The following is a 22,162-nucleotide window of genomic DNA, read 5'->3' as shown; positions in this document are numbered from 1 at the left end:
TAGGCGTCGAAGTGGCCGCCGGGCAGCAGTACCAGTTCCTTCGGGGCCAGTGCTCGCTCGTAGGCGGCCAGTTGGAGGTCCGGCGACGCGGCACCCGGGGGTGTCAGCGCCGGGCCGTCACCGTGCCTTCCACGGCGAACAGTTGCTCCTCCACATGGTCCAGGGCCAGCCGCAGCGCCCCCGTCGCCACGGCCGCCTCGCCGAGCAGCGACAGCGCCACCTTCGGCGGACGCAGACAGTAGCGGGCCAACTCCCGCCGCAGCGGCTCCAGTACGCCGTCCAGCCCCGCCGCCCAGCCGCCCACGATCACCAGCTCCGGATCGAGAGCGAGCACCAGGGCGGCCACGTCGTGGACGAGCCGCTGAAGGAAACGGTCGACGGCCGCCAGGGCGCGCTGATCGCCCTCCCGGGCCAGCGCGAAGACCTTGGCCACCGCCGGCTCGTCCAGCGGGTGCAGCGGCTCGTCCGTCGTCGACAGCAGCGTCTCCGGGGTCACCTCCCGGCCCAGCAGATGGAGCGCGCCGATCTCGCCGGCCGCGCCGCCGTACCCCCGGTGCAGTCGGCCGCCGATCAGCGCGCCGGCCCCCGGACTCAGCCCCGCGAGCACCATCACCACGTCGTCAGACTCGGTCGCGGCGCCCTTCCAGTGCTCGGCGACCGCGGCGGCGTTGGCGTCGTTCTCCACCAGGACAGGGCACTTGAAGGAACGGCTCAGCCGCTCGCCCAGCCGCAGCCCCGTCCACTCGGGCAGCGCCGTGCCCAGCCGTACGGTGCCGTCCGCCTCGACGATGCCCGGCGTGCCCACGCCCACCGCGCGCAGCGAGCCGCGGGCCACCCCGGCGCGGCGCAGCAGTTCGGCGACCGCGCTGCGCAGCCGCTCCAGCCGTTCGTCGGCCGGGGCGGCCTCGTCGACGTCCCTGGCGCTCGAACCCAGCACCCGTCCGTCCAGGTCGGCTAGGAGCACGGAGACCCGGTGGGCGCCTATCTCCAGGCCCAGCAGGTGACCCGCCTCGGCCCGGAACCTGAACCGCCGCGCGGGCCGCCCCTGCCGCCGTACGACACTCTCGTCGGCCGCCTTCTCGACGACGTACCCCACCTCGATGAGACCCTCGACGACGCCCTCGACTGTCGGCCGGGACAGGCCCGTCACCCGGGTGATCTCGGTCAGCGTCGCGCAGTCCGTGGCGCGCAACGCGTGCAGCACCACAGCGGAGTTGATCCTCCGCAGCAGCGACGGGTCCCCGCCGGTCAGCCCCGCCAACGTCCGTCCTCCCAGCTCGTGCGCGTGTGGGGCGGATCGTACTCGGCGCGGCCCACCCCGGCGAGTGCCGGGCGCCCACGGCCCGTACGCCCCTCCCGGATCAGCCGGGCGACACGAACCCGGACTCGTACGCCGCGATCACCGCCTGGGTGCGGTCCCGGGCCCCCAGTTTCGTCAGCACGGCACTCACATGGGACTTCACCGTCTCGGTGCCGACGACCAGCCGGGCGGCGATCTCCGCGTTCGACAGTCCCGCCGCCATCAGCCGCAGCACCTCCGCCTCCCGCCCCGTGAGCCGGGCCCGGTCCAGCACGGCACGCGCCGCCCGGTTGCCGCTCCCGTCGCCGTACTCCGCGGCGAGCTGCCGTACGGAGGCCGGGAACAGCAGCGACTCGCCCTCGGCGACCAGCCGTACCGCGTGCACGATCTCGGCCGGCCGGGCGGTGACCGGCATCGGGCCAGCGTTGGTCAGGCCAGCGGCAGTTCGGCGTACACCTGCCAGTCGCCCCTTACCGGACTGGGGGTGACCGCGCTGTGGACGGCGGCGGCGCTCGGCGCGGGAGCCTGGAGCCTACGGAGGCGGGACGCCTGAACCCCCGGTGAGCACCGGGCCGCCGGTGACGGCCCGCCAATTGTCAGTGGCCGCCGCTTTACTGGAGGCATGACCATCACGCACTGGCTCGCCACGCTCGACCTGCTGTGCACCCGGGATCTCCCCGTGGCGCCCGGCACGACGGACGTGGGCACGGCGGGACCCGGCTATCTCGTCGCCGAGTTACGGACGAGCGGTGACTTCACGGAGGACGGCGGGGCGGAGCGGGAGGAGACCGCGGCGCAGTACGAGTGCGACCGGGACGGCCTCGCCGAGCGGCTGGCCGAGCGCTGGGGAGCCCCCGACGTGTTCAGCCTGCGGAGCGCGTTCGAGCGGGCGCAGGGCGGTGAGGACATACCCGAGCCCTGGGCCTCGCTCTCCGCTCATGTGCCGGACGTGCAGGTGTGGAGGCCGCCCGGGACGGCCCGGTGGGTCGCCCTGGGCGTATCGCGGTGGGGTGATGAACTCCCCTTCCAGCTGCTGGCCGTCGTCACCGAGACGGATCCGCCGTGACCCCCCGCGGCCCGGCCGCCACGCGGAGCCTGGCGTACTCCTCCGCCATCGACTGGGCCGTCCAGTGCGCGTTCAGACCGCTCGGGTTGGGCAGCACCCACACCCGCGTCTCCTCGAACACCCGCTCCTGCGGCCCCACTTGGGCGCGGCGGTCGTCGAAGGCGGACCGGTAGGCGGTCACGCCCAGCACGGCCAGCCAACGGGGCTTCAGCGCGGTCGTCTTCGCCGCCAGCAGTCGGCCGCCCTCGCGGTACTCCTCGGCGCTCAGCTCGTCGGCCCGTGCCGTGGCGCGCGCCACCACATTGGTGATGCCGAGCCCGTACGACGGCAACTCGCCCTGCTCCGACGGCTTCAGCAGCCTCGGCGTGAAACCGGAGCGATGCAGCACCGGCCAGAACCGGTTGCCGGGACGGGCGAAGTGGTGGCCCGTCGCCGCCGTCATCAGACCGGGGTTGATGCCGCAGAAGAGGACCCCGAGACCGGCCGCGACGACATCGGGTACGAGGCGGTCGCGGGCGGCCTCCAGTTCGGCCTGGGTGAAGCGGGTCAGAGGATCGCTCCCGGGGTGTAACCCGCCGCTGCGGGGCGCTGCTTGACGATCTCCTCGACCCGGGCGACGACGACGGCGACCTGGTCGGCGGCGGCCCCCGTGAAGGACAGCTTGTCGGCCATCAGGGCGTTCAACTGGGCGCGGTCCAGCGGGAGACGCTCGTCGGCGGCGAGCTTGTCGAGCAGCTCGTTGCGCTCGGCACCCCGCTCACGCATGGCGAGCGCGGAGGCGACCGCGTTCTCCTTGATGGCCTCGTGCGCGACCTCGCGGCCCACGCCCGCGCGCACCGCGCCCATGAGCACCTTGGTCGTGGCGAGGAACGGCAGGTAGCGGTCGAGCTCCCGCGCGACGACCGCCGGGAAGGCGCCGAACTCGTCGAGCACGGTCAGGAACGTCTCCAGCAGACCGTCGAGCGCGAAGAACGCGTCGGGCAGCGCGACCCGGCGCACCACCGAGCAGGACACGTCGCCCTCGTTCCACTGGTCGCCCGCCAGCTCGCCGGTCATCGAGGCGTAGCCGCGCAGGACGACCATCAGGCCGTTGACGCGCTCGCAGGAGCGGGTGTTCATCTTGTGGGGCATCGCCGAGGAGCCGACCTGGCCCGGCTTGAAGCCCTCCGTGACCAGCTCGTGCCCGGCCATCAGCCGGATCGTCTTCGCGAGCGACGAGGGCGCCGCCGCGACCTGCACCAGCGCGGTCACCACCTCGTAGTCCAGCGAGCGCGGGTAGACCTGTCCGACGGAGGTGAAGGCCTGCGCGAAGCCGAGGTGGGAGGCGATCCGCTGCTCCAGCTCCGCGAGCTTCGCCGCGTCGCCGCCGAGCAGGTCCAGCATGTCCTGGGCGGTGCCGACCGGGCCCTTGATGCCGCGCAGCGGATAGCGGCCGAGCAGCTCCTCGACCCGGCCGTACGCGACGAGCAGTTCGTCGGCGGCGGTCGCGAAGCGCTTGCCGAGCGTGGTGGCCTGCGCGGCCACGTTGTGCGAGCGGCCGGCCATGACCAGCTCGCCGTACTCGCCCGCCAGCCTCGCCAGTCGGGCCAGGACGGCCACCGCGCGGTCGCGGATCAGCTCCAGGGAGAGCCGGATCTGCAACTGCTCGACGTTCTCCGTCAGGTCGCGGGAGGTCATGCCCTTGTGGACCTGCTCGTGCCCGGCGAGGTCGTTGAACTCCTCGATCCGCGCCTTCACATCGTGCCGGGTGACCTTCTCGCGCTCGGCGATCGAGGCCAGGTCGACCTGGTCGAGAACCCGCTCGTAGTCGGCGATCGCCGCGTCCGGCACCTCGATCCCGAGGTCCTTCTGGGCCCGCAGCACGGCGAGCCAGAGCTGCCGCTCCAGCTTCACCTTCTGCTCGGGCGACCAGAGCGTGGCGAGCTCGGCGGAGGCGTAGCGTCCGGCGAGGACGTTCGGGATGCGGGGCTTGGCGGGAGCGGAAGTCACGTGCACGGATTCTACTGGGGCTTCGTGCAGGCCGGCGCCATGCCCCGTTTCGGCCGAAGCTACGAGACCCACGTCACGGTGGGGGAGGGGGTCGGGGCGGCTGCACCGACGTGCCGGTACGGCGCCGGCGGGTCGGCGCCCGCCGTCCGGGGATGCCCGGGGTGTCGTGGCCGAGGAGGTCGAGGAGGGGGTGGCGGGGCCGGTCCTCGGTGGGGAACGGCCGCCCGGGGAGGGGGAGTTACCGGGTCGGGCCCTCGTAGGGGAGCAGGTCGGGGCGCTTGGGGGTGAGGCCGTCGCCCGAGGAGCGGCCGGTGAGGCGGCGGCCTATCCAGGGGAGCAAGTGCTGACGGGCGAAGCGGGCGTCGGCGACGCGGCGGGCGGTCCAGCCGGGCGGCGGCGTCGTCGGCATCGGCGTGCGCCACTCCGGGTCGTCGACCTCGTGGCCGAGGGTCTGCCAGACGGCCTCGGCGACGCGGCGGTGACCCTCGGCCGTGAGGTGGAGCCGGTCGACGTCCCACATCCGCGGGTCGGCGAGCGAGGGGGCGCCGTAGAGGTCGACGACGACGGCGCCGTGCCGGGCGGCGAGCTCGTCGACGCAGGCGAAGAGTTCCTCCATGCGGGGCCGGAAGCGCTCCAGGACCGGGCCCTGGCGGCCGGGGCTGCGCATCAGGACCAGCCGTTCGCACGCCGGGGCCAGCCGCTCGACCGCCTCCTCCAGAAGAGCGCGCACCCGGCCCATGTCGCACTTGGGCCGCAGCGTGTCGTTCAACCCGCCCACCAGCGTGATCACATCGGGCCGCATGGCCACCGCCGGACCGACCTGCTCGTCGACGATCTGTGCGATGAGCTTGCCGCGCACCGCGAGGTTGGCGTACCGGAAACCGGGCGTCCGGGCGGCCATCCGCGCGGCGAGGAGGTCGGCCCAGCCCCGGTAGGAACCGTCCGGCAGCAGGTCCGACATGCCTTCGGTGAAGGAGTCGCCGAGCGCGACCAGGCTGGTGTAACGGGGAATCGTCTGCATGGCGACAGAGATGCTATCCCGGCTCCATACCCCTCGGTCGGTCGGCCTCCGGGTCCGCCCGCCGCCCCTTCGCGGGCCCCCTTCGCCGGCCTGGTCAGACGCGCTGGCCGAACAGCTCCCGCAGCACGTCCTCCATGGTCACCAGGCCCGTCATCCGCCCCTCCGGGTCCAGGACCGCCGCGAGGTGGGTGCGGCTGCGGCGCATCGCGGTGAGCACGTCGTCCAACGGCGTGCTCTCCTTCACCTGCGCGATACGCCGCATGTCCGACTCCCGGAACGGGGTGTCCCGGGCCAGGGTGTCCAGCGCGTCCTTGACGTGCAGGTAGCCGATGATGCGGCGCTCCTGGTCCACCACCGGGAAACGGGAGAACCCGGACTCCGCCGACAGCGCCTCCAGCTCCCCGGGCGTGATGCCCGCCACCACGTACTCGACCCGCTCCAGCGGCAGGACGACGTCCCGCACGGGCCGACGGCCCAGCTCCAGGGCGTCGTGCAGCCGCTCCCGGGCGCGTTCGTCGATGAGCCCGGCCTCGCCGGAGTCCGCGACGATCCGGGCGAGTTCGGCGTCCGAGAAGGTCGCCGTCACCTCGTTCTTGACCTCGACCCGCAACAGCTTCAGCAGGGTGCCGGCGAAGGTGTTCACCGTGAAGATCACCGGGCGCAGCCCCCGGGAGAGCGTCACCAGCGGCGGCCCGAGCAGCAGCGCGCTGCGCACCGGTTCGGCGAGGGCGACGTTCTTCGGCACCATCTCGCCGAGCAGCATGTGCAGGTAGGTCGCCACGGCCAGCGCGATCACGAAGGAGACCGCGTGCCCCGCGCCCTCCGGCACGCCGACCGCGTGGAACACCGGCTCCAGCAGGTGCGCGATCGCCGGCTCCGCGACGACACCGAGGACAAGTGTGCAGAGCGTGATGCCGAGTTGGGCCGCCGCCATCAGCGCCGACACGTGCCGCAGTCCCCACAGCACGCTCTCGGCCCGGCGGTCGCCCTGTTCGGCGTGGGGTTCGATCTGGCTGCGGCGGACGGAGATCAGGGCGAACTCGGCCGCCACGAAGAAGGCGTTGACGACCAGGGTGGCCAGGCCGATCAGCAGTTGCAGGGCGATCACAGCTCGTCCTCCTCGGTGGCGGCGGCGAGCGGGGCGTGCAGCAGCAGCCGCGCGGCCCGGCGCCCCGACGCGTCCTCCACGTCGAGCCGCCAGCCGGCGACCTCGACCCGGTCGCCCGCGGCGGGGATACGGCCCAGCTCCGCCGCGACGAGCCCGGCCAGCGTCTCGTACGGTCCTTCGGGCGCCCGGAGTCCGACGCGCGCGAGCTGGTCGGTGCGGGCGGCGCCGTCCGCCGAGTAGAGCGCGCGGCCCTCCTCGTCGGTGCCGGCCGCGGCCAGGTCGGACGTCTCGTGCGGGTCGTGCTCGTCCCGCACCTCGCCGACGACCTCCTCGACGATGTCCTCCAGGGTCGCGACCCCGGCCGTACCGCCGTACTCGTCGATGACGACGGCCATCGTGCGCCGGCCGGAGAGCCGGTCCAGCAGCCGGTCGACGGTGAGGGACTCCGGGACGAGCAGCGGTTCGCGCATCAGCTCGGAGACGCGCACCAGGCTCCGCCGGTCCGCCGGGATCGCCAGGACGTCCTTGATGTGCGCGGTGCCGACGACCGAGTCGAGGTTGCCACGGTAGACCGGGAACCGGGAGAGGCCGGTAGCCCGGGTGGCGTTCGCCACGTCCTCGCAGGTCGCCTGGGCGTCGAGGGCGACGACCTGGACGCGCGGGGTCATCACGTTCTCCGCGGTGAGGTCGGCGAGGTTCAGGGTGCGGACGAACAGTTCGGCGGTGTCCGGCTCCAGGGCGCCCTCCCTGGCGGAGTGGCGGGCGAGCGCCGCCAGTTCCTGGGGGCCGCGCGCGGAGGCCAGCTCCTCGGCGGGCTCCAGCCCGAAGCGCCGTACGACTCGGTTGGCGGTGCTGTTGAGGTGGCTGATGAACGGGCGGAAGGCGGCGCTGAACCAGCGCTGCGCGTTGCCCACCCGCTTGGCCACCTGGAGCGGCGCGGAGATCGCCCAGTTCTTGGGCACCAGCTCGCCCACGACCATCAGGAAGACCGTCGACAGGGCGGTGCCCAGCACCAGCGCGACCGACCGCGACGCGGAGTGCGGGATGCCCAGCGACTCCAGCGGGCCGGCGATCAGCGCGGCGATGGACGGCTCGGAGAGCATGCCGACGACCAGGTTGGTCACGGTGATGCCGAGCTGCGCGCCGGAGAGCTGGAAGGTCAGATTGCGTACGGCCTTCAGCGCGCCCGAGGCACCGCGCTCGCCGCGCTCGACCGCCCGCTCCAGGTCGCTCCGTTCGACCGTGGTCAGGGAGAACTCGGCCGCGACGAAGGCACCGCAGGCGAGCGAGAGCAGGATCGCCACCAGCAGCAGGAGCACTTCGGTCATCGGGTCACCTCCGTCTCATGATCCGACAGGGCACAGCGGATCGCGCGATGTCGCGTACTGGGAGGCTCGCCCATGGACGGACTTTCACACCTTTCGTGGGAGCGCCGGTGGAGCCGGCCCGGGCCGGTGGACCGGTCCGGGCCGGAGAACGGGTCCGGTCGGTCAATGGTAAAGGACGGGCAAAGCGTTCAGGGTGTGAGAGGTTTCACCCAGCGCCGCCAGTGGTCCTCGCGGTGGTAACCGGCCGCGTCCCAGGCGGCATGCGCCTGCTCGTTGGCTTCGAGGACCATGGCGTCCACCCGCCGTCCGCCGAGGGCGGCGAACCGCCGTTCGGCCGCCTCCAGCAGGGCGGTGGCGATGCCCCGCCGGCGCTGGTCCGGCCGGACGGCGAGCCGGTAGGCGGAGCACCGCCAGCCGTCGAAACCGGCGATCACGGTCCCGGCGAGCACCCCGTCGCGCTCCGCGAGAAGCAGCGCCTCCGGGTCCCTCGCGAGGAGCCGGGCCACGCCGTCGTGGTCGTCGCTGATGCTCGTGCCTTCGGCGGCCTCGCGCCAGAAACCGAGCACGGTGTCGATGTCCGCGGCGGTGGCGCTGCGGATGTGGAGATCGCTCATGGGGGGAGCCAAGCAGAGAGCGCGCGGGACCGGCCAGGGAGTTTCGCCGCGGACCCGGTCACCCCGGCTGTCCCGCGAGACGGCCGGCCGCGCCCGGACGGCCGACTGGTCCTCCTGGTCCCGGTGGTATTCCTGGTCTTCTCGGTCCTCCGAGTCCTCCGAGTCCTCCGGGTCCCTAGATCCGTGCCCGGCTGACCGGGAGGACTAGGCGGGCCCGTCGAACGGGCCGGTGGCCGGGTCGGGCCCGGAGGTTCCGGCAGTGCCGGTGTGGCCGGTGAAGAGGCGCATCCGCTCCAGCACCGCCTCCGCCGTGGGCCGCTCCATCTCGTCCACGATCCGGCCGTCCCCGAGGAAGACGACCAGGTCGGAGTGGGCGGCGGCGCCCGGGTCGTGGGTGACCATGACGACGGTCTGCCCCAGGTCGTCGACCGCCTCACGCAGGAAGCCGAGGACCTCGAGGCCGGACCGGGAGTCGAGGTTGCCGGTCGGCTCGTCCGCGAAGATCAGCTCGGGCCGGGAGGCGAGTGCCCGCGCGCACGCCACCCGCTGCTGCTGGCCGCCGGAGAGCTGGGCGGGCCGGTGCTTGAGCCGGTCCCGCAGTCCGAGCGTGTCGATCACGGTGTCCACCCATTCCCGGTCCGGCTTCTGGCCGGCGATGTCCATCGGCAGCGTGATGTTCTCGGCCGCGTTGAGGGTCGGGATGAGGTTGAACGACTGGAACATGAAGCCGATCCGGTCCCGGCGCAGCCGGGTGAGTTCCCGGTCCTTGAGGCCGGTTATCTCGGTGTCGCCCAGCCACACCTGGCCGGCCGAGACGGTGTCCAGGCCCGCCAGGCAGTGCATCAGCGTGGACTTCCCGGAGCCCGAGGGGCCCATCACCGCGGTGAAACGGCCGCGCGCGATCTCCACGTCGACCGAGTCCAGGGCGAGCACGGTCGTCTCGCCCGAGCCGTACGCCTTGGTCAGACCGCGGGCGCGGGCCGCGGTCCCGTCGGCCGGGGCCCGGCCCGGGGCGTGCCCGGCGGCAGATGTGGACACGACGGCCTCCTGGGGGTCTCACGCTCGCGGACGAACCTGTGCCTCGATCGGGGTGTGCTCGGTCGGGGCAGAGCCTAATGTGACGCCCCGCACAGCCGGTATCCTCCGTGCGGCCCAGGCGGTCTCCACCCCAGGTCGGGCCCCCGGAACCGGTGTAGGGGGCACGGGCCGCGCGCGGTGTGAGCCCCCAGTGAGCCCTTGCCGGTGCTAGCGTCCCGGCGCTAGCGTCGAGGTATGGCGAAGACCCAGCTGAACGTCCGCGTCGACGAGGGCACGGCCCACGCGGCCCGTGAGCGCGCCCTGGCCCGCGGGATGAGCGTCAACCGGTACATCGAGGAGCTGGTCCGGCAGGACACCGGCGAGGTCGGCCACACCTTCGTCGAGGCCGCCGCCGACTTCATGAAGCAGTACGAGTCGGTCTTCGCCGAGGAGTCCGGCGCCGACGGGACCGGCACCCGCGAAGGCCACCGCTGATCCGTTGAGCAGTCTCCGGATCGACCTCGCCTGGCTGCTGATGCTCGCCGAACAGAAGACACCGGGAGACCCCCAGGTGACCGACTGGGGCGCTCTCGTCGCCGCCGTCGCCCGCCATCAGGCCGAGATATTCGACGTCCCCGTCTACGACAGCCCGCACGCGCGCGCCGCCGCCCTCCTCCAACTCCTCATTCACGTACCGGCGTTGGAGCGGTCCAACGCCCTGTTCGCGTCCGCCGTCGCCTACGCCTACCTCGTCGCCAGCGGCCTCAAGGTCGTCACCTCGCCCGAACAGGTCCGCGAACTGGCCCTGTTGGTGAAGAGCGGCGACGCCTCCGTCGACGACATCGCCCGCGAGCTGCGCCGGTGGAGCCTGTGACCAGCGCGCCACGGCCGGGCCGGCGTCCCGTGCCGGCGGACCGTGGCGACTGTCGTGCCGGTGCGGGCCGGCGGATCAGGAGATGAAAGACCTGACCTGCTCGTAGACGCCGTGGTCGTCGTTCATGTCGGTGTGCGAGATGCACCCCACATCGACATTGGTGGCGCCGCTCAGTTCGGCCGAGGTGTCCGGGTCGATCGCCGCGTCGCAGTCCGACCAGTACGCCGCGTACGACACACTGCCCGGCGTCTCATCACCGGAGTTGAGCGCGGTGAGGAACGAACTCCCCGTCTGCATCTCCTTGCACGAGGTGTAGAGCCAGCCGCACAGCGACGCGATGCTGGTGCCGTGGTTCACGCCGGCCACCGAGACGAAGTGGCTGACGTACGAGGTGCCGCTCAGGTTCTTCAGGAAGTAGCGGGAACTCAGCGTTCCCATGGAGTGGCCGATGACGTCGACCTTGGACGCGCCGGTCGCCGCCAGCACGCTCTTGATCTCGGTGGCCAGCTGCTGGGCCGTGGTGACGTTCGACTGCTTCCAGTCGTACGACCATGCGTACAGCTCCGACGACGAGTAGCCGTCGGCCTCGAAGTCCGCGACCCAGTCGTTCCAACTGGTCGAGGAACTGCTGAGGCCGTGCACGAAGACGATGGGGACGTGGCTCGCCGCCTGGGCGGGCGTCGAGGCCAGGGAGAGGGACAGCAGGAGCGAGGTGGTCACGGCCGAGACGGCCGCCGCGATGCGACGCTTGTGGCGCTGCATGGTTCCTCCAGGAACGGGGTGGGGTGCCTGGAGTGTCAGCTCGGGTCTACGCGCGGCGCATCGGTTGAATCGCCGGTCTTTACGGGTCAAGTAACCCGCCAGTAACGTCAGTTGTGTGCTGACTCCGGTGAACCCCCCTCCTCTGGACCGCACTTCGTCACCGTCGCTCGCGGAGGCGTGGCCCCGCCTCGATCCCGCCCTCCCCGCGGGCGTCCGGGTCCGCGTGGTGCGCGCGGCCCACGGCGATCCGTGCGCCGCCGCCGAGCTCCGCGCCCGCCTGACCCCGCGCCAGGCGACCGGACTTGACCCGCTGCCGTCCGAACCGGCGGAGCTAGCACCGGAGTTGCTGTCCAGCCACCGCCGTGGGATCCGCGCCCTCCCGGACGACACCCGGCTGCTCCTGCTGCTGGCGGCGGCGGACCAGTACCCCCTCGCCACGCATGCCTTCCCGCGCGCGGTCGCGGCGGCCCGGCTCGACACGCGCCCCCTGGAGGCCGCCGAGACCGCGGGGCTCGCGTACGTGAGCGCGGGCGGGGTCGTCTTCCGGGACGCCTGGACCAGGATCGCCGCGTACGAGTCCGGCTCGCCGGCCGACCGCCGTGACGTCCACCGGCTGCTCGCCCGGGTCCTGCGCGCCGACGGCGAGAGATCCCGCCGCTCCTGGCACCGGGGCGCCGGCGCCCTCGGCCCGAGCGGACGGCTCTCCTCGGAACTGCGGCGGGCCGCGGCCGAATCCCGTGAGGCCAGCGAACACGGCGTGGCGCGCGCCCTCACCGAACGCGCCGCCGCCCTCACCACCGACCCGCGCGCCCGCTCCCGCCTCCTCCTGCTCGCCGCCGCCGACGCCTGGCACTCCGGCGAGGGCGACCACGCGCGCGGCCTCGCCGCCGCCACCGACGACGACGCGCTGAACGGGGTCCTCGCCCTCCGCGCGGGGAACGCGGCGGAGGCCTTCGACGCGCTGCTGGGAGCGGCGGCACGGAGGGCGGCCGAGCCCGGGTGCGCGGAGGAGAAGGCGGGCGCGGGCGCGGAAAGGGCTGACGCGGAGCGGAAGCCGGGGGCGGGCGCCGAGGGGGCGGGCGCCGAGGGGGCGGGCGCCGAGGGGGCGGGCGCGGAGGGGGCGGGCGCGGAGGCGTTGGTCGCGGAGCGGAAGCCAGGGGCGGGCGCCGAGGACGCGGGCGCGGAGCAGATGGCGGGCGCGGAGGTGCTGGGCGCGGAGCGGAAGGCGGGCGCGAGCGCGGAGAGGGCCGACGAGGCGCGGAAAGCGGAGCCGGGCGCGGAGCCGGGCGGTTCCGGGACCGTCCGCGGCCTCCGCAGGCGCCCCCCGGGAGACGGTCCCGTGGCCCCCCGAAGACCCGGACCCGGCATGCCCCGGACCGTCGCTCCTCCGGCCGCCGCCCCACGACCCGCTACGCCCCCGAACCCGCCGCACCCGCCGCCCGAAGCCCTCCACCTTCTGGCCCGGGCCACCGAAGCCGCCATCTACACCGGGGACTTGGCCCGCTGCCGTGAGGTGACCGCCGAGGCCGGCCGGATCGGCGGGGTGCCGCACGGCATGCCCGCGGGGCTGGTCGCCGCCGGTGAGGGACGGTACGAGGACGCCCGGGACCTGCTGATGGCGGCGGCCGGGCGGTGCGGGCCCGGCGGCGACCCCACCCTGCTGATCCACGCCGGGATCGCCGCGCTGCTGCTGGGCGACCACCCCCGCGCGGCGACCGCGACGGTACGCGCCGCCGCCTCCGCGCGGGCCCGGGGTCTGACCGTGCTCGTTCCGCAGGCCATGGAGTTCCGGGTGTACGCCGACTTCTGGACGGGGCGTTCACGGGCCGCCGAGACGACCGCCGCGGACGCGCTGTGGCAGGCGTACGCCACCGGGCAGGACAACGGTGCCTGCCATCTGCAGGCCGCGCTCGCGATGTTCGCGGCGCTGACCGGCGACGCCGACCTCTGCCGGGAACGCGCCGCCGCCGCCCGCTCGCACGCCCTCGCGCACGGGCTGGGCCTGCCCGCCGGCCTCGCCCAGTGGGCACTCGCCTTCCTCGACCTGAGCAGCGGCCGGTTCGCCGCCGCGGCGGCACGGCTGCGCGCCCTCGCCGGCTTCGGGCCGGGCCACGGCCACCGTGCCATCCGTCACCTCGCCACCCCGCACTACGTCGAGGCCGCCGTCCGGTCCGGCGACACCCGCGTCGCGCGGGCCGCACACGCCGACTACCACCGCTGGGCGAGCGCCGTCCGCAGCCCCGACGACCTTGCCCTGAGCGCCCGTTGCCGCGCGCTGCTGGCCCCCGGCGCCGAAGCGGTCGAGCACTACCGTGCCGCTCTCGACCTGCACGCGCACGGGATGCGGGACTTCGAACGCGCCCGTACGGAGCTGCTGTTCGGCGGCGCGCTGCGCAGACTGCGCCGCCGCACGGAGGCCCGCGACCGGCTGCACAGCGCCCTGGAGGCCTTCGAGTCCTTCGGCGCCCCGCACTGCGCCGCCCAGGCGCGCGCCGAACTCCGCGCCCTGGGCACGCCGTCGGCCCCGGCCGCCGTACCGGTACCCGGAGCCCTCGACCCCGCCACCCGGCTCACCGCCCAGCAGCTGATGGTCGCGCGGATGGCCGCCGACGGTGCCACCAACCGCGAGATCGCCGTACGGCTCGCCCTCAGCCCCCGCACCATCGACCACCATCTGCGCGGCGTCTTCGCCCGGTTGGACATCAGATCCCGGATCGAGCTGGTGCGACTGCTGGCCGGAGGCGACCTCGGCGTATGACCCCGCTGTACGACCCCGGTGTCTAGAGCGGTTCGGCGTTTCGGCTCGCCGGGGCCTCCCGGTCCCCGAACTGCTCCGCGTCCCACCGTCCGTCCAGCCGCGGTGCCAGCCAACTCGGCGCCGCCGTACGGAAGTCGGCGGGGTCCAGTGCCCCGGCACCGGCGGGCAGCGCGCCGAGCAGCGGCGCGCCGGCCACCTCGGGGAGGTCGGCGACATTGCAACGCGACGCCAGGTCCGGGGAGTCGGGCCAGCTGCCGATCACCACGCCCAGCAGGTCGAGCCGTCGGGAGCGCAGTTCACGGGAGGTCAACTCCGTGACGTTCAGGGTGCCGAGGCCGGCCGAGGCCACCAGCAGGACCGGAGCGTCGAGAAGCCGGGCGACGTCCGCCACCGTGCCGCCCGCCGCGTCGAACCGTACGAGCAGCCCGCCCGCCCCTTCGACCAGCACCAGGTCGTGCTCGGCGGCCAGTTTCTGGGCCGCGTCCGCCACCGCCTCCGGCCGCACCGGGGCGAGCCCGGCCCGGCGCGCGGCCGTGCCGGGCGCCAACGGCTCGGGGAATCGGGCGAGTTCGGCCGTCGTGACGGCGCCCGCCAGCCGCGCCACCTCATCGGCGTCACCGCGCTCGTCCGGCCGTACGCCCGTCTGCGCGGCCTTCAGGACGGCGACGGAGCGGCCGGCCGCCACCGCCGCCGCGGCCACGGCGGCGGTGGTGACGGTCTTGCCGACCTCCGTGCCCGTGCCCGAGATCACCAGTACCGGCATGTCATCCCTCCCGCGCCGCCGCGCACACCGCGCGGGTGATCCGCGCCAGGTCCGCGTCGTCCGTCACATAGGGCGGCATCGTGTAGACGAGGTCGCGGAACGGCCGTAGCCACACGCCCTCGCGCACCGCCGCCCGGGTCGCCGCGGCCAGGTCGACCTCGTGGTCGAGCTGGACCACCCCGATCGCGCCGAGGACGCGGACGTCCCGCACTCCGGGGAGTTCGCGCGCCGCCGCCAGTCCGCCGCGCAGGCCCGCCTCGATCCGCTTGACCTCCGTGAACCAGTCCTGGCCGAGCAGCAGTTCCACCGACGCGCAGGCCACGGCGGCGGCCAACGGGTTACCCATGAAGGTGGGGCCGTGCGCCAGGACCGGCACCTCGCCGCGTGAGATGCCCTCGGCCACCCGAGCCGTGCACAACGTCGCCGCCAACGTCAGATAACCGCCGGTCAGCGCCTTGCCCACGCACATCACGTCCGGCGTCACGGCCGCGTGCTCCGCCGCGAACAGCGCGCCCGTACGGCCGAACCCGGTCGCGATCTCGTCGAAGACGAGCAGCACGCCGTGCTCGTCGCACGCCTCCCGCAGCACCCGCAGATACGCGGGGGAGTGGAAGCGCATCCCGCCCGCGCCCTGCACCACGGGTTCCACGATCACCGCGGCCAGCTCGTGCGCGTGCCGCTCGACCGCGGACCGCAGAGACTGCGCGTACGAGTCGTCGTACTCGGCGGGCGGCGCGTCCACGAAGACCTGCCGGGGCAGTACGCCGGTCCACAGCTCGTGCATCCCGCCCTCGGGGTCGCACACCGACATGGGCTGCCAGGTGTCGCCGTGGTAGCCGCCCCGCCAGGTCAGCAGGCGCTGCTTCGCGGGACGGCCGAGGGAGCGCCAGTACTGGAGGCACATCTTGACCGCGACCTCGACCGACACCGAACCGGAGTCGGCGAGGAAGACATGTTCGAGGCCGTCGGGAGACATGTCGACAAGGAGCTTGGCGAGCCGGACGGCGGGCTCGTGCGTGAGCCCGCCGAACATCACATGGCTCATCCGCCCCAGCTGTTCGCGGGCTGCCTCGTTGAGCACCGGGTGGTTGTAGCCGTGGATCGCCGACCACCAGGACGACATGCCGTCCACCAGCTCGCCCCCGCCGTCCGCGAGCCGCAGCCGGACCCCGCTCGCCGACTCCACGACGAGCGGTTCCTGACGGCCGGGCATCGGCCCGTACGGATGCCAGACATGACGCCGGTCGAGCTCCAGCAGCTCGGCGACGGGCAGGCCGTTCGGGTCAGGCATTGGGCGCGAGATCCGTTCCGACACCCCGGCGCCGGACGCCGACCAGGTCCGTCCGCGCCTCGTTGGCCTGCGGCGCGGGCGCGGAACCGCAGACCCCGCCACCGTCGTGGGACCCGCACCCGCCGCTCGCGTGCGCGCCGCAGCCGCCGTCCGCCGACTCGTGCGCGCCGCAGCCGCCGACGTCCGCCCGGTGCCGCGGCAGCGTCACCTGGCCTGCGCCCTCCACCTCGAACCCGGCGTCGGCGATCATCTCCAGGTCGGCCTTGCCGGCCTGGCCCTCGCTGGTCAGGTAGTCGCCGAGGAAGATCGAGTTGGCGAGGTTCAGCGCGAGGGGCTGCATCGTGCGCAGATGGACCTCACGGCCGCCCGCGATCCGCACCTCCACGTCCGGGCAGACGAAGCGGACCATCGCCAGGATGCGCAGGCACCGCTGCGGGGTGAGGTGCCACTCCTTGGCGAGCGGGGTACCCTCCATCGGGATCAGGAAGTTCACCGGCACCGAGTCGGGGTCCAGCTCGCGCAGCGAGAAGACCACCTCGACCAGGTCCTCGTCCGTCTCGCCCATGCCGGCGATCAGCCCGGAGCAGGCGGAGAGCCCGGCCGCGTGCGCCTTCCGCACGGTGTCGACCCGGTCGGCGTAGGTGTGGGTGGTGGTGATCTCCCCGTACGTCCCCTCGGACGTGTTGAGGTTGTGGTTGTAGGCGTCCGCGCCCGCCTCCCGCAGCCGGTCGGCCTGGCCGTCGGAGAGCAGACCGAGGCAGGCGCAGACCTCGACGTCCTCGTTCTGGTCCTTGATCGCCTTGATGGTGCCGGCGACCCGGTCCACGTCCCGGTCGGTCGGACCCCGCCCGCTCGCCACCAGACAGACCCGCTTGGCACCTCCGGCGAGGCCCGCGGCAGCCGCCTTCGAGGCCTCGTCGGGCTTGATCCAGGTGTACTTCAGGATCTCGGCCTTGGAGCCGAGCCGCTGCGAACAGTACGAGCAGTCCTCGGGGCACAAGCCGGACTTGAGGTTGATGAGGTAGTTAAGTTTCACGCGGCGGCCGAACCACTGCCGGCGCACCTTGCCGGCCGCGGCCACGACATCGAGCAGGTCGTCGTCTGAGGTGGCGAGGACGGCGAGCGCTTCCGCACGGGTCGGCAGCTCGCGCCGAAGCCCCTTGTCCACGAGCGTGTTCAGCAGGTCCATGAGGTCCGATCCTGTCCTACGGGAGCGTCCGGGGCCAAGGAGAGTTCGCACAACAGAGTTGGTTCGAGGTGTGGGTATTGCCACATCCTGGGCGGCTGGTCGTCCGCATAGTGTCTGTGCACTGCCTACAAAAGCCCCGGAGGACTCATGGCGTTCGGCTGGATCGACGAGCAGGCGGAACTGAGGCGCCGCGCCGGACTCGTACGGACCCTGCGTCCGCGCCCCGCCGAGTCGCCGCTGCTGGATCTCGCGAGCAACGACTACCTGGGCCTGGCACACCACCCCGAGATCACCGAGGGCGCCGCCGAGGCGGCCCGGACCTGGGGCGGCGGGTCGACCGGCTCCCGGCTGGTCACCGGAACGACCGAGCTCCATGCCCGGCTGGAGCGCGAACTGGCCGAATTCTGCGGCTTCGAGGCGGCGCTCGTCTTCTCCTCCGGCTACGCCGCCAACCTCGCCGCCGTCACCACGCTCGCGCCGCACGGCTCGCTGATCGTCTCCGACGCGGGCAACCACGCCTCCCTGATCGACGGCTGCCGGCTGGCCCGGGGCGCCACCCAGGTCGTGGGGCACATGGACACGGACGCGGTGCGCAAGGCGCTGGGCACCCACGAGGGGCCCGCTGTCGTGGTGTCGGACACGGTGTTCTCGGTGGACGGGGACGCGGCGCCGCTGGCCGCTCTCGCCGGTGCCTGCCGCGCGTTCGGCGCGGGGCTGCTCGTCGACGACGCGCACGGGCTCGGCGTCCTGGGCGACGGCGGACGCGGGGCCCCGCACGGAGCGGGTCTGGCCGGCGCCGACGACGTCGTCGTGACGGTCACGCTCTCCAAGTCGCTCGGCAGCCAGGGCGGAGCCGTCCTCGGTCCCGCCCGGGTGATCGACCATCTGGTCAACGCGGCCCGGACGTTCATCTTCGACACGGGCCTCGCCCCGGCGGCGGCGGGCGCGGCCCTGGCGGCGCTGCGCCTGCTGCGCCGTGAACCGGAGCGGGCCGCGCGGGCCCGCGCGGTCGCGGCCGAACTGCACACACGGCTGACCGCCGCGGGCCTGGAAGCGGTACGTCCGGACGCCGCGGTGGTCTCCGTGCGCGCGCCGTCCCCGGAGGGGGCCGTGCGCTGGGCCGCCGACTGCCGTACGGCAGGGCTGGCCGTGGGCTGCTTCCGTCCTCCCTCCGTGCCCGACGGCATCTCACGGCTGAGGCTGACCGCCCGCGGAGATCTCTCCGGGGCGCAGATCGAACGCGCTGTACGTGTGATCGGCGGGACGCGACCATGAGTCGGCGTGACACGGCCGTGCGCCGCCCGCGGGGGAGCCGCTGATCAGAACGCGGCGAGGAAGCCCGTCCAGCTCTCGGGGGAGAAGAGCAGGGCGGGTCCGGCCGGGTCCTTCGAGTCGCGTACGGCGAGCAGGCCGGCCCGGGAGCCGGAGTGCGGGCGGGCCGTCTCGACGCAGTTGTTCGCTCCGGTGCTGTAACTGCTGCGCAGCCACCGCAGACCGGACAGTTCATCGCTTGAAGGAATGTTCCGAGGCAGAACTGACATGGTGCCTCCTTACGCGCCGTCACCTATCCCGGCGATGTAATCCAACGAGTCCTCGGGCGAAAGGGCGTGGAACCGAAGGGAGTTGAAGGCCTCGCTGTAGGCCTGGAGGTCTTCTTTCCCTTCGAGATAGAGGCTACTCGTCAAGTGGTCGAGAACAACCACATCCAGATCAGATGTGCTCGGAAATGAGAAAATAACGAAAGGCCCGGTGACGCCGATGTGTGCCCCCGCCGCGAACGGCAGTACCTGGAGCCGGACTTGGGGAAGCCGGGCAGCCTCGACGAGCCGCGCCAACTGACGGCTCATCACCCCCGGACCGCCCACCTCCCGGCGCAGCACGGCCTCGTCCAGTACGGCGCTCAGCGCCAGCGGCGGATCGGAACGCAGCACGTCCTGCCGGGCCAGCCGCACCCGCACCAGCGTGTTCAGCAACTCCTCCGGGTCCTCCGGACCCTTGGGGCCCTCGGAGTCCTCGGAGCCCTCGGGATTCCGCGCGGTCTCTGTGTTCTCTGCGGTCTCTGTGTTCTCTGCGTTCTTCGAGTCCCTCAGGTTCCCCGGGTCGTCCTGCGGGTCCCCCACGGCCGCCCGGGTCACCGCACGGGCGTACTCGGACGTCTGGAGCAGCCCCGGGACGACGGTCGTCTCCAGCGTGCGCATCCCGCAGGCCTGCGACTCCAGACTGATGAAGTCCCGGTAGGCGGGCGGCAGGACGCCGCGGTAGGCGTGCCACCAGTGGTGCCGGCCGCCGCCGTCCCCGGAGCCCGCCAGGACGAGCAGCATGTCGCGGGTCCGCGGATCGGCCACCTGATAGGCGTCGAGGAGTAACCGCACGTCGGCGGCTTTCACCCCGCTGGCGCCCGTCTCGACCCGGCTCACCTTCGACTGGTGCCAGCCCACCAGCCGGGCCGCCTCACCACTGGTGAGCCCCGATTGGGCGCGCAACGCGCGCAGTTCGGCGCCCAGCTTCCGGCGGCGCACCGCGGGACCGTACTGCATGGGCTCCTCCTTACTCCTTTGAGGCCGCCCAAATACGGTCTGCCGTCGCAGAGTTCACCGCTTCGAGCGACAGATATATGCATATCTCGGTGGATCGCCACCGAGACCGACGCGGTAATGGCAGTCTGGCGAAGAAGCACCAGTCCGGGACCGTACTCGAACCATCCGCTCCGTGTCGGACACCGGTCCCGTGGGAAAGGGACGACCGCGCCATGGCAGATCACCTGGAAGCATCCATCACTCTGCCGAGCGATCCCGCCTCGGTCTCCGCGGCCCGCGCCTACGTGATCGGGACGTTGGCGGAATGGGGACTGCCGGCGGACACGGAGGCCGCCGACTCCGTCCGCCTCATCGTCTCCGAACTCACCACCAACGCGGTACAGCACACGTTCGGGCAGTCGCCCACCTTCACGGTGGACATCGAGCTGGACCGTGACGAGCGGCTGCGGATCGGCGTCACCGACAGCCATCCGCGCTTCCCCAAGCGGCTGCCGGCCGCCGTCCAGCAGGACAACGGCCGGGGCATGGTGATCATTCGCTGGCTGGCCGCGGAGTGCGGCGGGAAACTGCGGATCCGCCCCACCCGCGAGGGCGGCAAGACGGTCTCCATCGAACTGCCGTGGACGGTGCCGGCCCGGCCGGTACCCGCCGCCGGGCAGCAGGAGCCGTAGGCGGCTCCGTGGGGCACCCAAGAGGGCGGCGGCCCGTCAGGCGGCGCCGCCCTCCCGGGCGGTCAGCTGACCCGGCCGTACCAGACGCTCTTGGTCCAGATCTTCTGGAGTCGCACCACGTCCCCGGTCTTGGGGGCGTGCCAGATCTTCCCCTTCCCGGCGTAGATGCCGACGTGGTAGACGCTGGAACCGGAGTGGAAGAACACGAGATCCCCGGCCTTGCGGCTGCCGGCGGACACGTGGTGGCTCCTGTTGTACTGCTGAGCGGCCGTACGCGGCAGGCTCTTGCCCGCCTTCTTGTACGAGTACAACGTGAGCCCCGAGCAGTCGAACCGCCCGGGTCCGGTGGCGCCGTACCTGTAGGGGGAGCCCTTCTTGGAGGCCGCCACCTGAAGTGCCTTCGTCCCGGGTGTCGAGGCCGCGGCGTCGGGCGCGAGGCCCGGGACCACGACGGAGCCGCCCACGGCGGCGATGGCGAAGGCCGAGGCCGTACCGGCTCGGACCATCAGCGACGGGACACGATTGAGCGCAGTCATGCGCAACCCTTCGTCAGCCGCCTGTGAAGGATGACCTGTCGGATTCGGGCTGGCGAAGTTGCCCGGCCGCTGTCGCGGCTTCACCCCAAGGGCTGCTCGGGCCGGTCATGGCGTGACCGTTCCGGCGACCCGTCGTGCCTGGGTCCTCCACTCCTGCCGATCCACTCCTGTCGACCGGTTACCCGAGCGGCGGCAGGACTCGGCGTCCGCCCGGATCGCCCCACCGGTGTGGCGGGGGCTTGTCGTCAGACACGGATCTTGACCTACTCATGTCCGAAAATCCCAACGGAACGGGGGGTTTGTGTTGTTACTCACCACTCACCCGTTCGGGTGGACACCCGCGTGTTCGACGCGGTGTCCAGGAGGTCGCGCAGCCCCGGACCAGCACCGGAATGTCCCGTTCCGCCTTTGGAGCAGGCGTGTTGCGCAACCGGAGCGGTCCCGAAAGCGGACGGACAGGTAGTCCGAACGGTGGCATGCCATTCGGTCCGTCCGAGTGCCGTTCCGGACTGACCCCCTCGACGGTGCGCCGTCCGGAACGGCTTCACGCTCCGTCAACTGCCGGAGCGGGCGGGTGTGGTGACGCGGGCCATGCGGCGCGCCCCGGCACGCCCACACGGCGTACCCGTCGGCACGCGGGGCCCGTGACCCGGACCCGGCTCGCCGTGCGTCCACCCAAGTGCCCGGCGGAGCGGGGCCGCCCGGAATCCGACCGCTGGACTCGACGCCAACTTCGTTGGCAGAAACCTGAGTTGACCCGTCCGCCGTTCGGGCCGGCCGGCCGCCGTGACCGACGGCCCGTCACCTCGGCCCCCCACGGCGTCCGGGGACGGAACCCCGCGCCACGAGGAGGCGGGCGCGGCTGTGTTCTACGGGCGTAGACGCGCCTGTCCTGATCCCGGTTCGGTTAACTTGCCCGAAACCCGGTCCAACTAGCCTGCCCGTCCACGCCACCAGGGAGTTCGGCCCGGGGCTGCGGCAACCGGACCCCGCACGGTCCGGAGCGAGGACTGTGAGGTGGGACGTGCATCTGACCCCGCACGAGCAAGAGAGGCTGCTGATCCATGTGGCGGCCGACGTGGCCGAGAAGCGCCGGGCCCGCGGGCTCCGGCTCAACCACCCCGAGGCGGTCGCCCTCATCACGTCGCACATCCTCGAAGGCGCACGTGACGGCCGTACGGTCGCCGAGCTGATGTCCTCCGGACGAGCCCTGCTCACCAGGGACGACGTCATGTCCGGCATCCCCGAGATGATCCACGACGTCCAGGTCGAGGCGACCTTCCCGGACGGCACCAAGCTCGTCACCGTCCACGACCCGATCGTGTGACCGGGGGAGAG

General features: G+C 72.8%; 22 protein-coding genes, 1 pseudogene and 1 riboswitch. Of the genes and pseudogenes, 7 read left to right on the top strand and 16 right to left on the bottom strand.

Annotation, left to right across the window (positions count from 1 at the left end):
• Positions 1 to 103 precede the first annotated feature (103 nt).
• Positions 104 to 1,261: an ROK family protein gene (locus tag ABZT12_RS21985; RefSeq protein ID WP_356387021.1), complete on the bottom strand. Its 1,158-nt coding sequence runs from the start codon at positions 1,259 to 1,261 to the stop codon at positions 104 to 106.
• A gap of 100 nt (positions 1,262 to 1,361) precedes the next feature.
• Positions 1,362 to 1,703: pseudogene (locus tag ABZT12_RS21980) on the bottom strand (response regulator transcription factor); the annotation flags it as partial.
• 219 nt (positions 1,704 to 1,922) lie between these two features.
• On the opposite strand from ABZT12_RS21980, the gene ABZT12_RS21975 reads away from it, so the two are divergent.
• Positions 1,923 to 2,366, top strand: a complete 444-nt coding sequence (locus tag ABZT12_RS21975; RefSeq protein WP_356387018.1) for a hypothetical protein — start codon at positions 1,923 to 1,925, stop codon at positions 2,364 to 2,366.
• Here ABZT12_RS21975 and mug read toward each other — a convergent pair.
• The 7 genes from mug to ABZT12_RS21940 form a co-directional block, all read right to left on the bottom strand.
• Positions 2,344 to 2,916: a G/U mismatch-specific DNA glycosylase gene (gene mug / locus ABZT12_RS21970; RefSeq protein WP_356387038.1), complete on the bottom strand. Its 573-nt coding sequence runs from the start codon at positions 2,914 to 2,916 to the stop codon at positions 2,344 to 2,346. The genes ABZT12_RS21975 and mug overlap by 23 nt on opposite strands.
• Positions 2,913 to 4,355, bottom strand: a complete 1,443-nt coding sequence (gene purB, locus ABZT12_RS21965) for an adenylosuccinate lyase (RefSeq protein ID WP_356387015.1) — start codon at positions 4,353 to 4,355, stop codon at positions 2,913 to 2,915. Before purB ends, mug begins: the two co-directional genes overlap by 4 nt.
• A gap of 238 nt (positions 4,356 to 4,593) precedes the next feature.
• Entirely contained in the window at positions 4,594 to 5,376 is a 783-nt protein-coding gene (locus ABZT12_RS21960; protein WP_356387012.1) for an SGNH/GDSL hydrolase family protein, read from the bottom strand.
• Between the two features lie 94 nt (positions 5,377 to 5,470).
• On the bottom strand, positions 5,471 to 6,484 hold the full coding sequence (locus ABZT12_RS21955; protein ID WP_356387009.1) for a hemolysin family protein: 1,014 nt from the start codon (positions 6,482 to 6,484) through the stop codon (positions 5,471 to 5,473).
• Positions 6,481 to 7,812, bottom strand: coding sequence for a hemolysin family protein (locus tag ABZT12_RS21950; protein WP_356387006.1), 1,332 nt, complete (start codon positions 7,810 to 7,812; stop codon positions 6,481 to 6,483). The genes ABZT12_RS21955 and ABZT12_RS21950 overlap by 4 nt, the downstream gene beginning before the upstream one ends.
• A gap of 188 nt (positions 7,813 to 8,000) precedes the next feature.
• Positions 8,001 to 8,426 carry a GNAT family N-acetyltransferase gene (locus ABZT12_RS21945; protein ID WP_356387003.1) on the bottom strand — a complete coding sequence of 142 codons (426 nt, stop codon included), beginning with the start codon at positions 8,424 to 8,426 and terminating at the stop codon, positions 8,001 to 8,003.
• Positions 8,427 to 8,630: 204 nt separating this feature from the next.
• Positions 8,631 to 9,464 carry an ABC transporter ATP-binding protein gene (locus ABZT12_RS21940; protein ID WP_356387000.1) on the bottom strand — a complete coding sequence of 278 codons (834 nt, stop codon included), beginning with the start codon at positions 9,462 to 9,464 and terminating at the stop codon, positions 8,631 to 8,633.
• 234 nt (positions 9,465 to 9,698) lie between these two features.
• Here ABZT12_RS21940 and ABZT12_RS21935 point away from each other — a divergent pair, with 234 nt between their 5' ends.
• Together ABZT12_RS21935 and ABZT12_RS21930 are read left to right on the top strand one after the other, a co-directional pair.
• On the top strand, positions 9,699 to 9,938 hold the full coding sequence (locus ABZT12_RS21935; RefSeq protein WP_356386997.1) for a toxin-antitoxin system HicB family antitoxin: 240 nt from the start codon (positions 9,699 to 9,701) through the stop codon (positions 9,936 to 9,938).
• 4 nt (positions 9,939 to 9,942) lie between these two features.
• Entirely contained in the window at positions 9,943 to 10,317 is a 375-nt protein-coding gene (locus tag ABZT12_RS21930; RefSeq protein ID WP_356386994.1) for a fic family toxin-antitoxin system, toxin component, read from the top strand.
• 75 nt (positions 10,318 to 10,392) lie between these two features.
• Here ABZT12_RS21930 and ABZT12_RS21925 read toward each other — a convergent pair whose 3' ends face one another.
• Positions 10,393 to 11,079: a triacylglycerol lipase gene (locus ABZT12_RS21925; RefSeq protein ID WP_356386991.1), complete on the bottom strand. Its 687-nt coding sequence runs from the start codon at positions 11,077 to 11,079 to the stop codon at positions 10,393 to 10,395.
• 127 nt (positions 11,080 to 11,206) lie between these two features.
• Here ABZT12_RS21925 and ABZT12_RS21920 point away from each other — a divergent pair, with 127 nt between their 5' ends.
• Positions 11,207 to 13,837, top strand: a complete 2,631-nt coding sequence (locus ABZT12_RS21920) for a LuxR C-terminal-related transcriptional regulator (RefSeq protein ID WP_356386988.1) — start codon at positions 11,207 to 11,209, stop codon at positions 13,835 to 13,837.
• Positions 13,838 to 13,859: 22 nt separating this feature from the next.
• Here the strand turns inward: ABZT12_RS21920 and bioD are convergent, their stop codons facing one another.
• From bioD to bioB, 3 genes are read right to left on the bottom strand one after another with little or no spacing between them, the layout of a single operon-like run.
• Positions 13,860 to 14,600 (bottom strand): dethiobiotin synthase, encoded by a 741-nt coding sequence (bioD, locus tag ABZT12_RS21915; RefSeq protein ID WP_356386985.1) that lies wholly within the window; start codon positions 14,598 to 14,600, stop codon positions 13,860 to 13,862.
• 1 nt (position 14,601) lies between these two features.
• Positions 14,602 to 15,891, bottom strand: coding sequence for an adenosylmethionine--8-amino-7-oxononanoate transaminase (locus tag ABZT12_RS21910; RefSeq protein ID WP_356386982.1), 1,290 nt, complete (start codon positions 15,889 to 15,891; stop codon positions 14,602 to 14,604).
• Positions 15,884 to 17,080 (bottom strand): biotin synthase BioB, encoded by a 1,197-nt coding sequence (bioB, locus tag ABZT12_RS21905; RefSeq protein ID WP_356386979.1) that lies wholly within the window; start codon positions 17,078 to 17,080, stop codon positions 15,884 to 15,886. The genes ABZT12_RS21910 and bioB overlap by 8 nt, the downstream gene beginning before the upstream one ends.
• Before the next feature lie 147 nt (positions 17,081 to 17,227).
• Between bioB and ABZT12_RS21900 the strand changes: the two genes are divergently transcribed.
• Positions 17,228 to 18,355: an 8-amino-7-oxononanoate synthase gene (locus ABZT12_RS21900; RefSeq protein WP_356386976.1), complete on the top strand. Its 1,128-nt coding sequence runs from the start codon at positions 17,228 to 17,230 to the stop codon at positions 18,353 to 18,355.
• 44 nt (positions 18,356 to 18,399) lie between these two features.
• On the opposite strand, the gene ABZT12_RS21895 is transcribed toward ABZT12_RS21900, so the two are convergent.
• Together ABZT12_RS21895 and ABZT12_RS21890 are read right to left on the bottom strand one after the other, a co-directional pair.
• Positions 18,400 to 18,621 carry a DUF397 domain-containing protein gene (locus tag ABZT12_RS21895; protein WP_356386973.1) on the bottom strand — a complete coding sequence of 74 codons (222 nt, stop codon included), beginning with the start codon at positions 18,619 to 18,621 and terminating at the stop codon, positions 18,400 to 18,402.
• Between the two features lie 9 nt (positions 18,622 to 18,630).
• The gene (locus ABZT12_RS21890) at positions 18,631 to 19,617 is read right to left on the bottom strand and encodes a helix-turn-helix transcriptional regulator (protein WP_356386970.1); all 987 of its coding nucleotides are present in this window, start codon (positions 19,615 to 19,617) and stop codon (positions 18,631 to 18,633) included.
• Positions 19,618 to 19,829: 212 nt separating this feature from the next.
• Here ABZT12_RS21890 and ABZT12_RS21885 point away from each other — a divergent pair, with 212 nt between their 5' ends.
• On the top strand, positions 19,830 to 20,288 hold the full coding sequence (locus ABZT12_RS21885) for an ATP-binding protein (RefSeq protein WP_356386967.1): 459 nt from the start codon (positions 19,830 to 19,832) through the stop codon (positions 20,286 to 20,288).
• A 62-nt stretch (positions 20,289 to 20,350) separates the two neighbouring features.
• On the opposite strand, the gene ABZT12_RS21880 is transcribed toward ABZT12_RS21885, so the two are convergent.
• A complete protein-coding gene (locus ABZT12_RS21880) occupies positions 20,351 to 20,824 on the bottom strand; it encodes a C40 family peptidase (protein WP_356386964.1) in 474 nt (157 codons plus the stop codon).
• Positions 20,825 to 20,827: 3 nt separating this feature from the next.
• Positions 20,828 to 21,039, bottom strand: a riboswitch (cyclic di-AMP (ydaO/yuaA leader).
• Between the two features lie 809 nt (positions 21,040 to 21,848).
• On the opposite strand from ABZT12_RS21880, the gene ABZT12_RS21875 reads away from it, so the two are divergent.
• The gene (locus ABZT12_RS21875) at positions 21,849 to 22,151 is read left to right on the top strand and encodes an urease subunit gamma (RefSeq protein ID WP_356386961.1); all 303 of its coding nucleotides are present in this window, start codon (positions 21,849 to 21,851) and stop codon (positions 22,149 to 22,151) included.
• Positions 22,152 to 22,162 lie beyond the last annotated feature (11 nt).

The sequence above is a fragment of the Streptomyces sp. NPDC005423 genome, from assembly GCF_040606415.1.
GTDB lineage: Bacteria > Actinomycetota > Actinomycetes > Streptomycetales > Streptomycetaceae > Streptomyces.
Note: the sequence above shows the minus strand (reverse complement) of the source record. Positions and strands in the feature narration are given on the sequence as shown.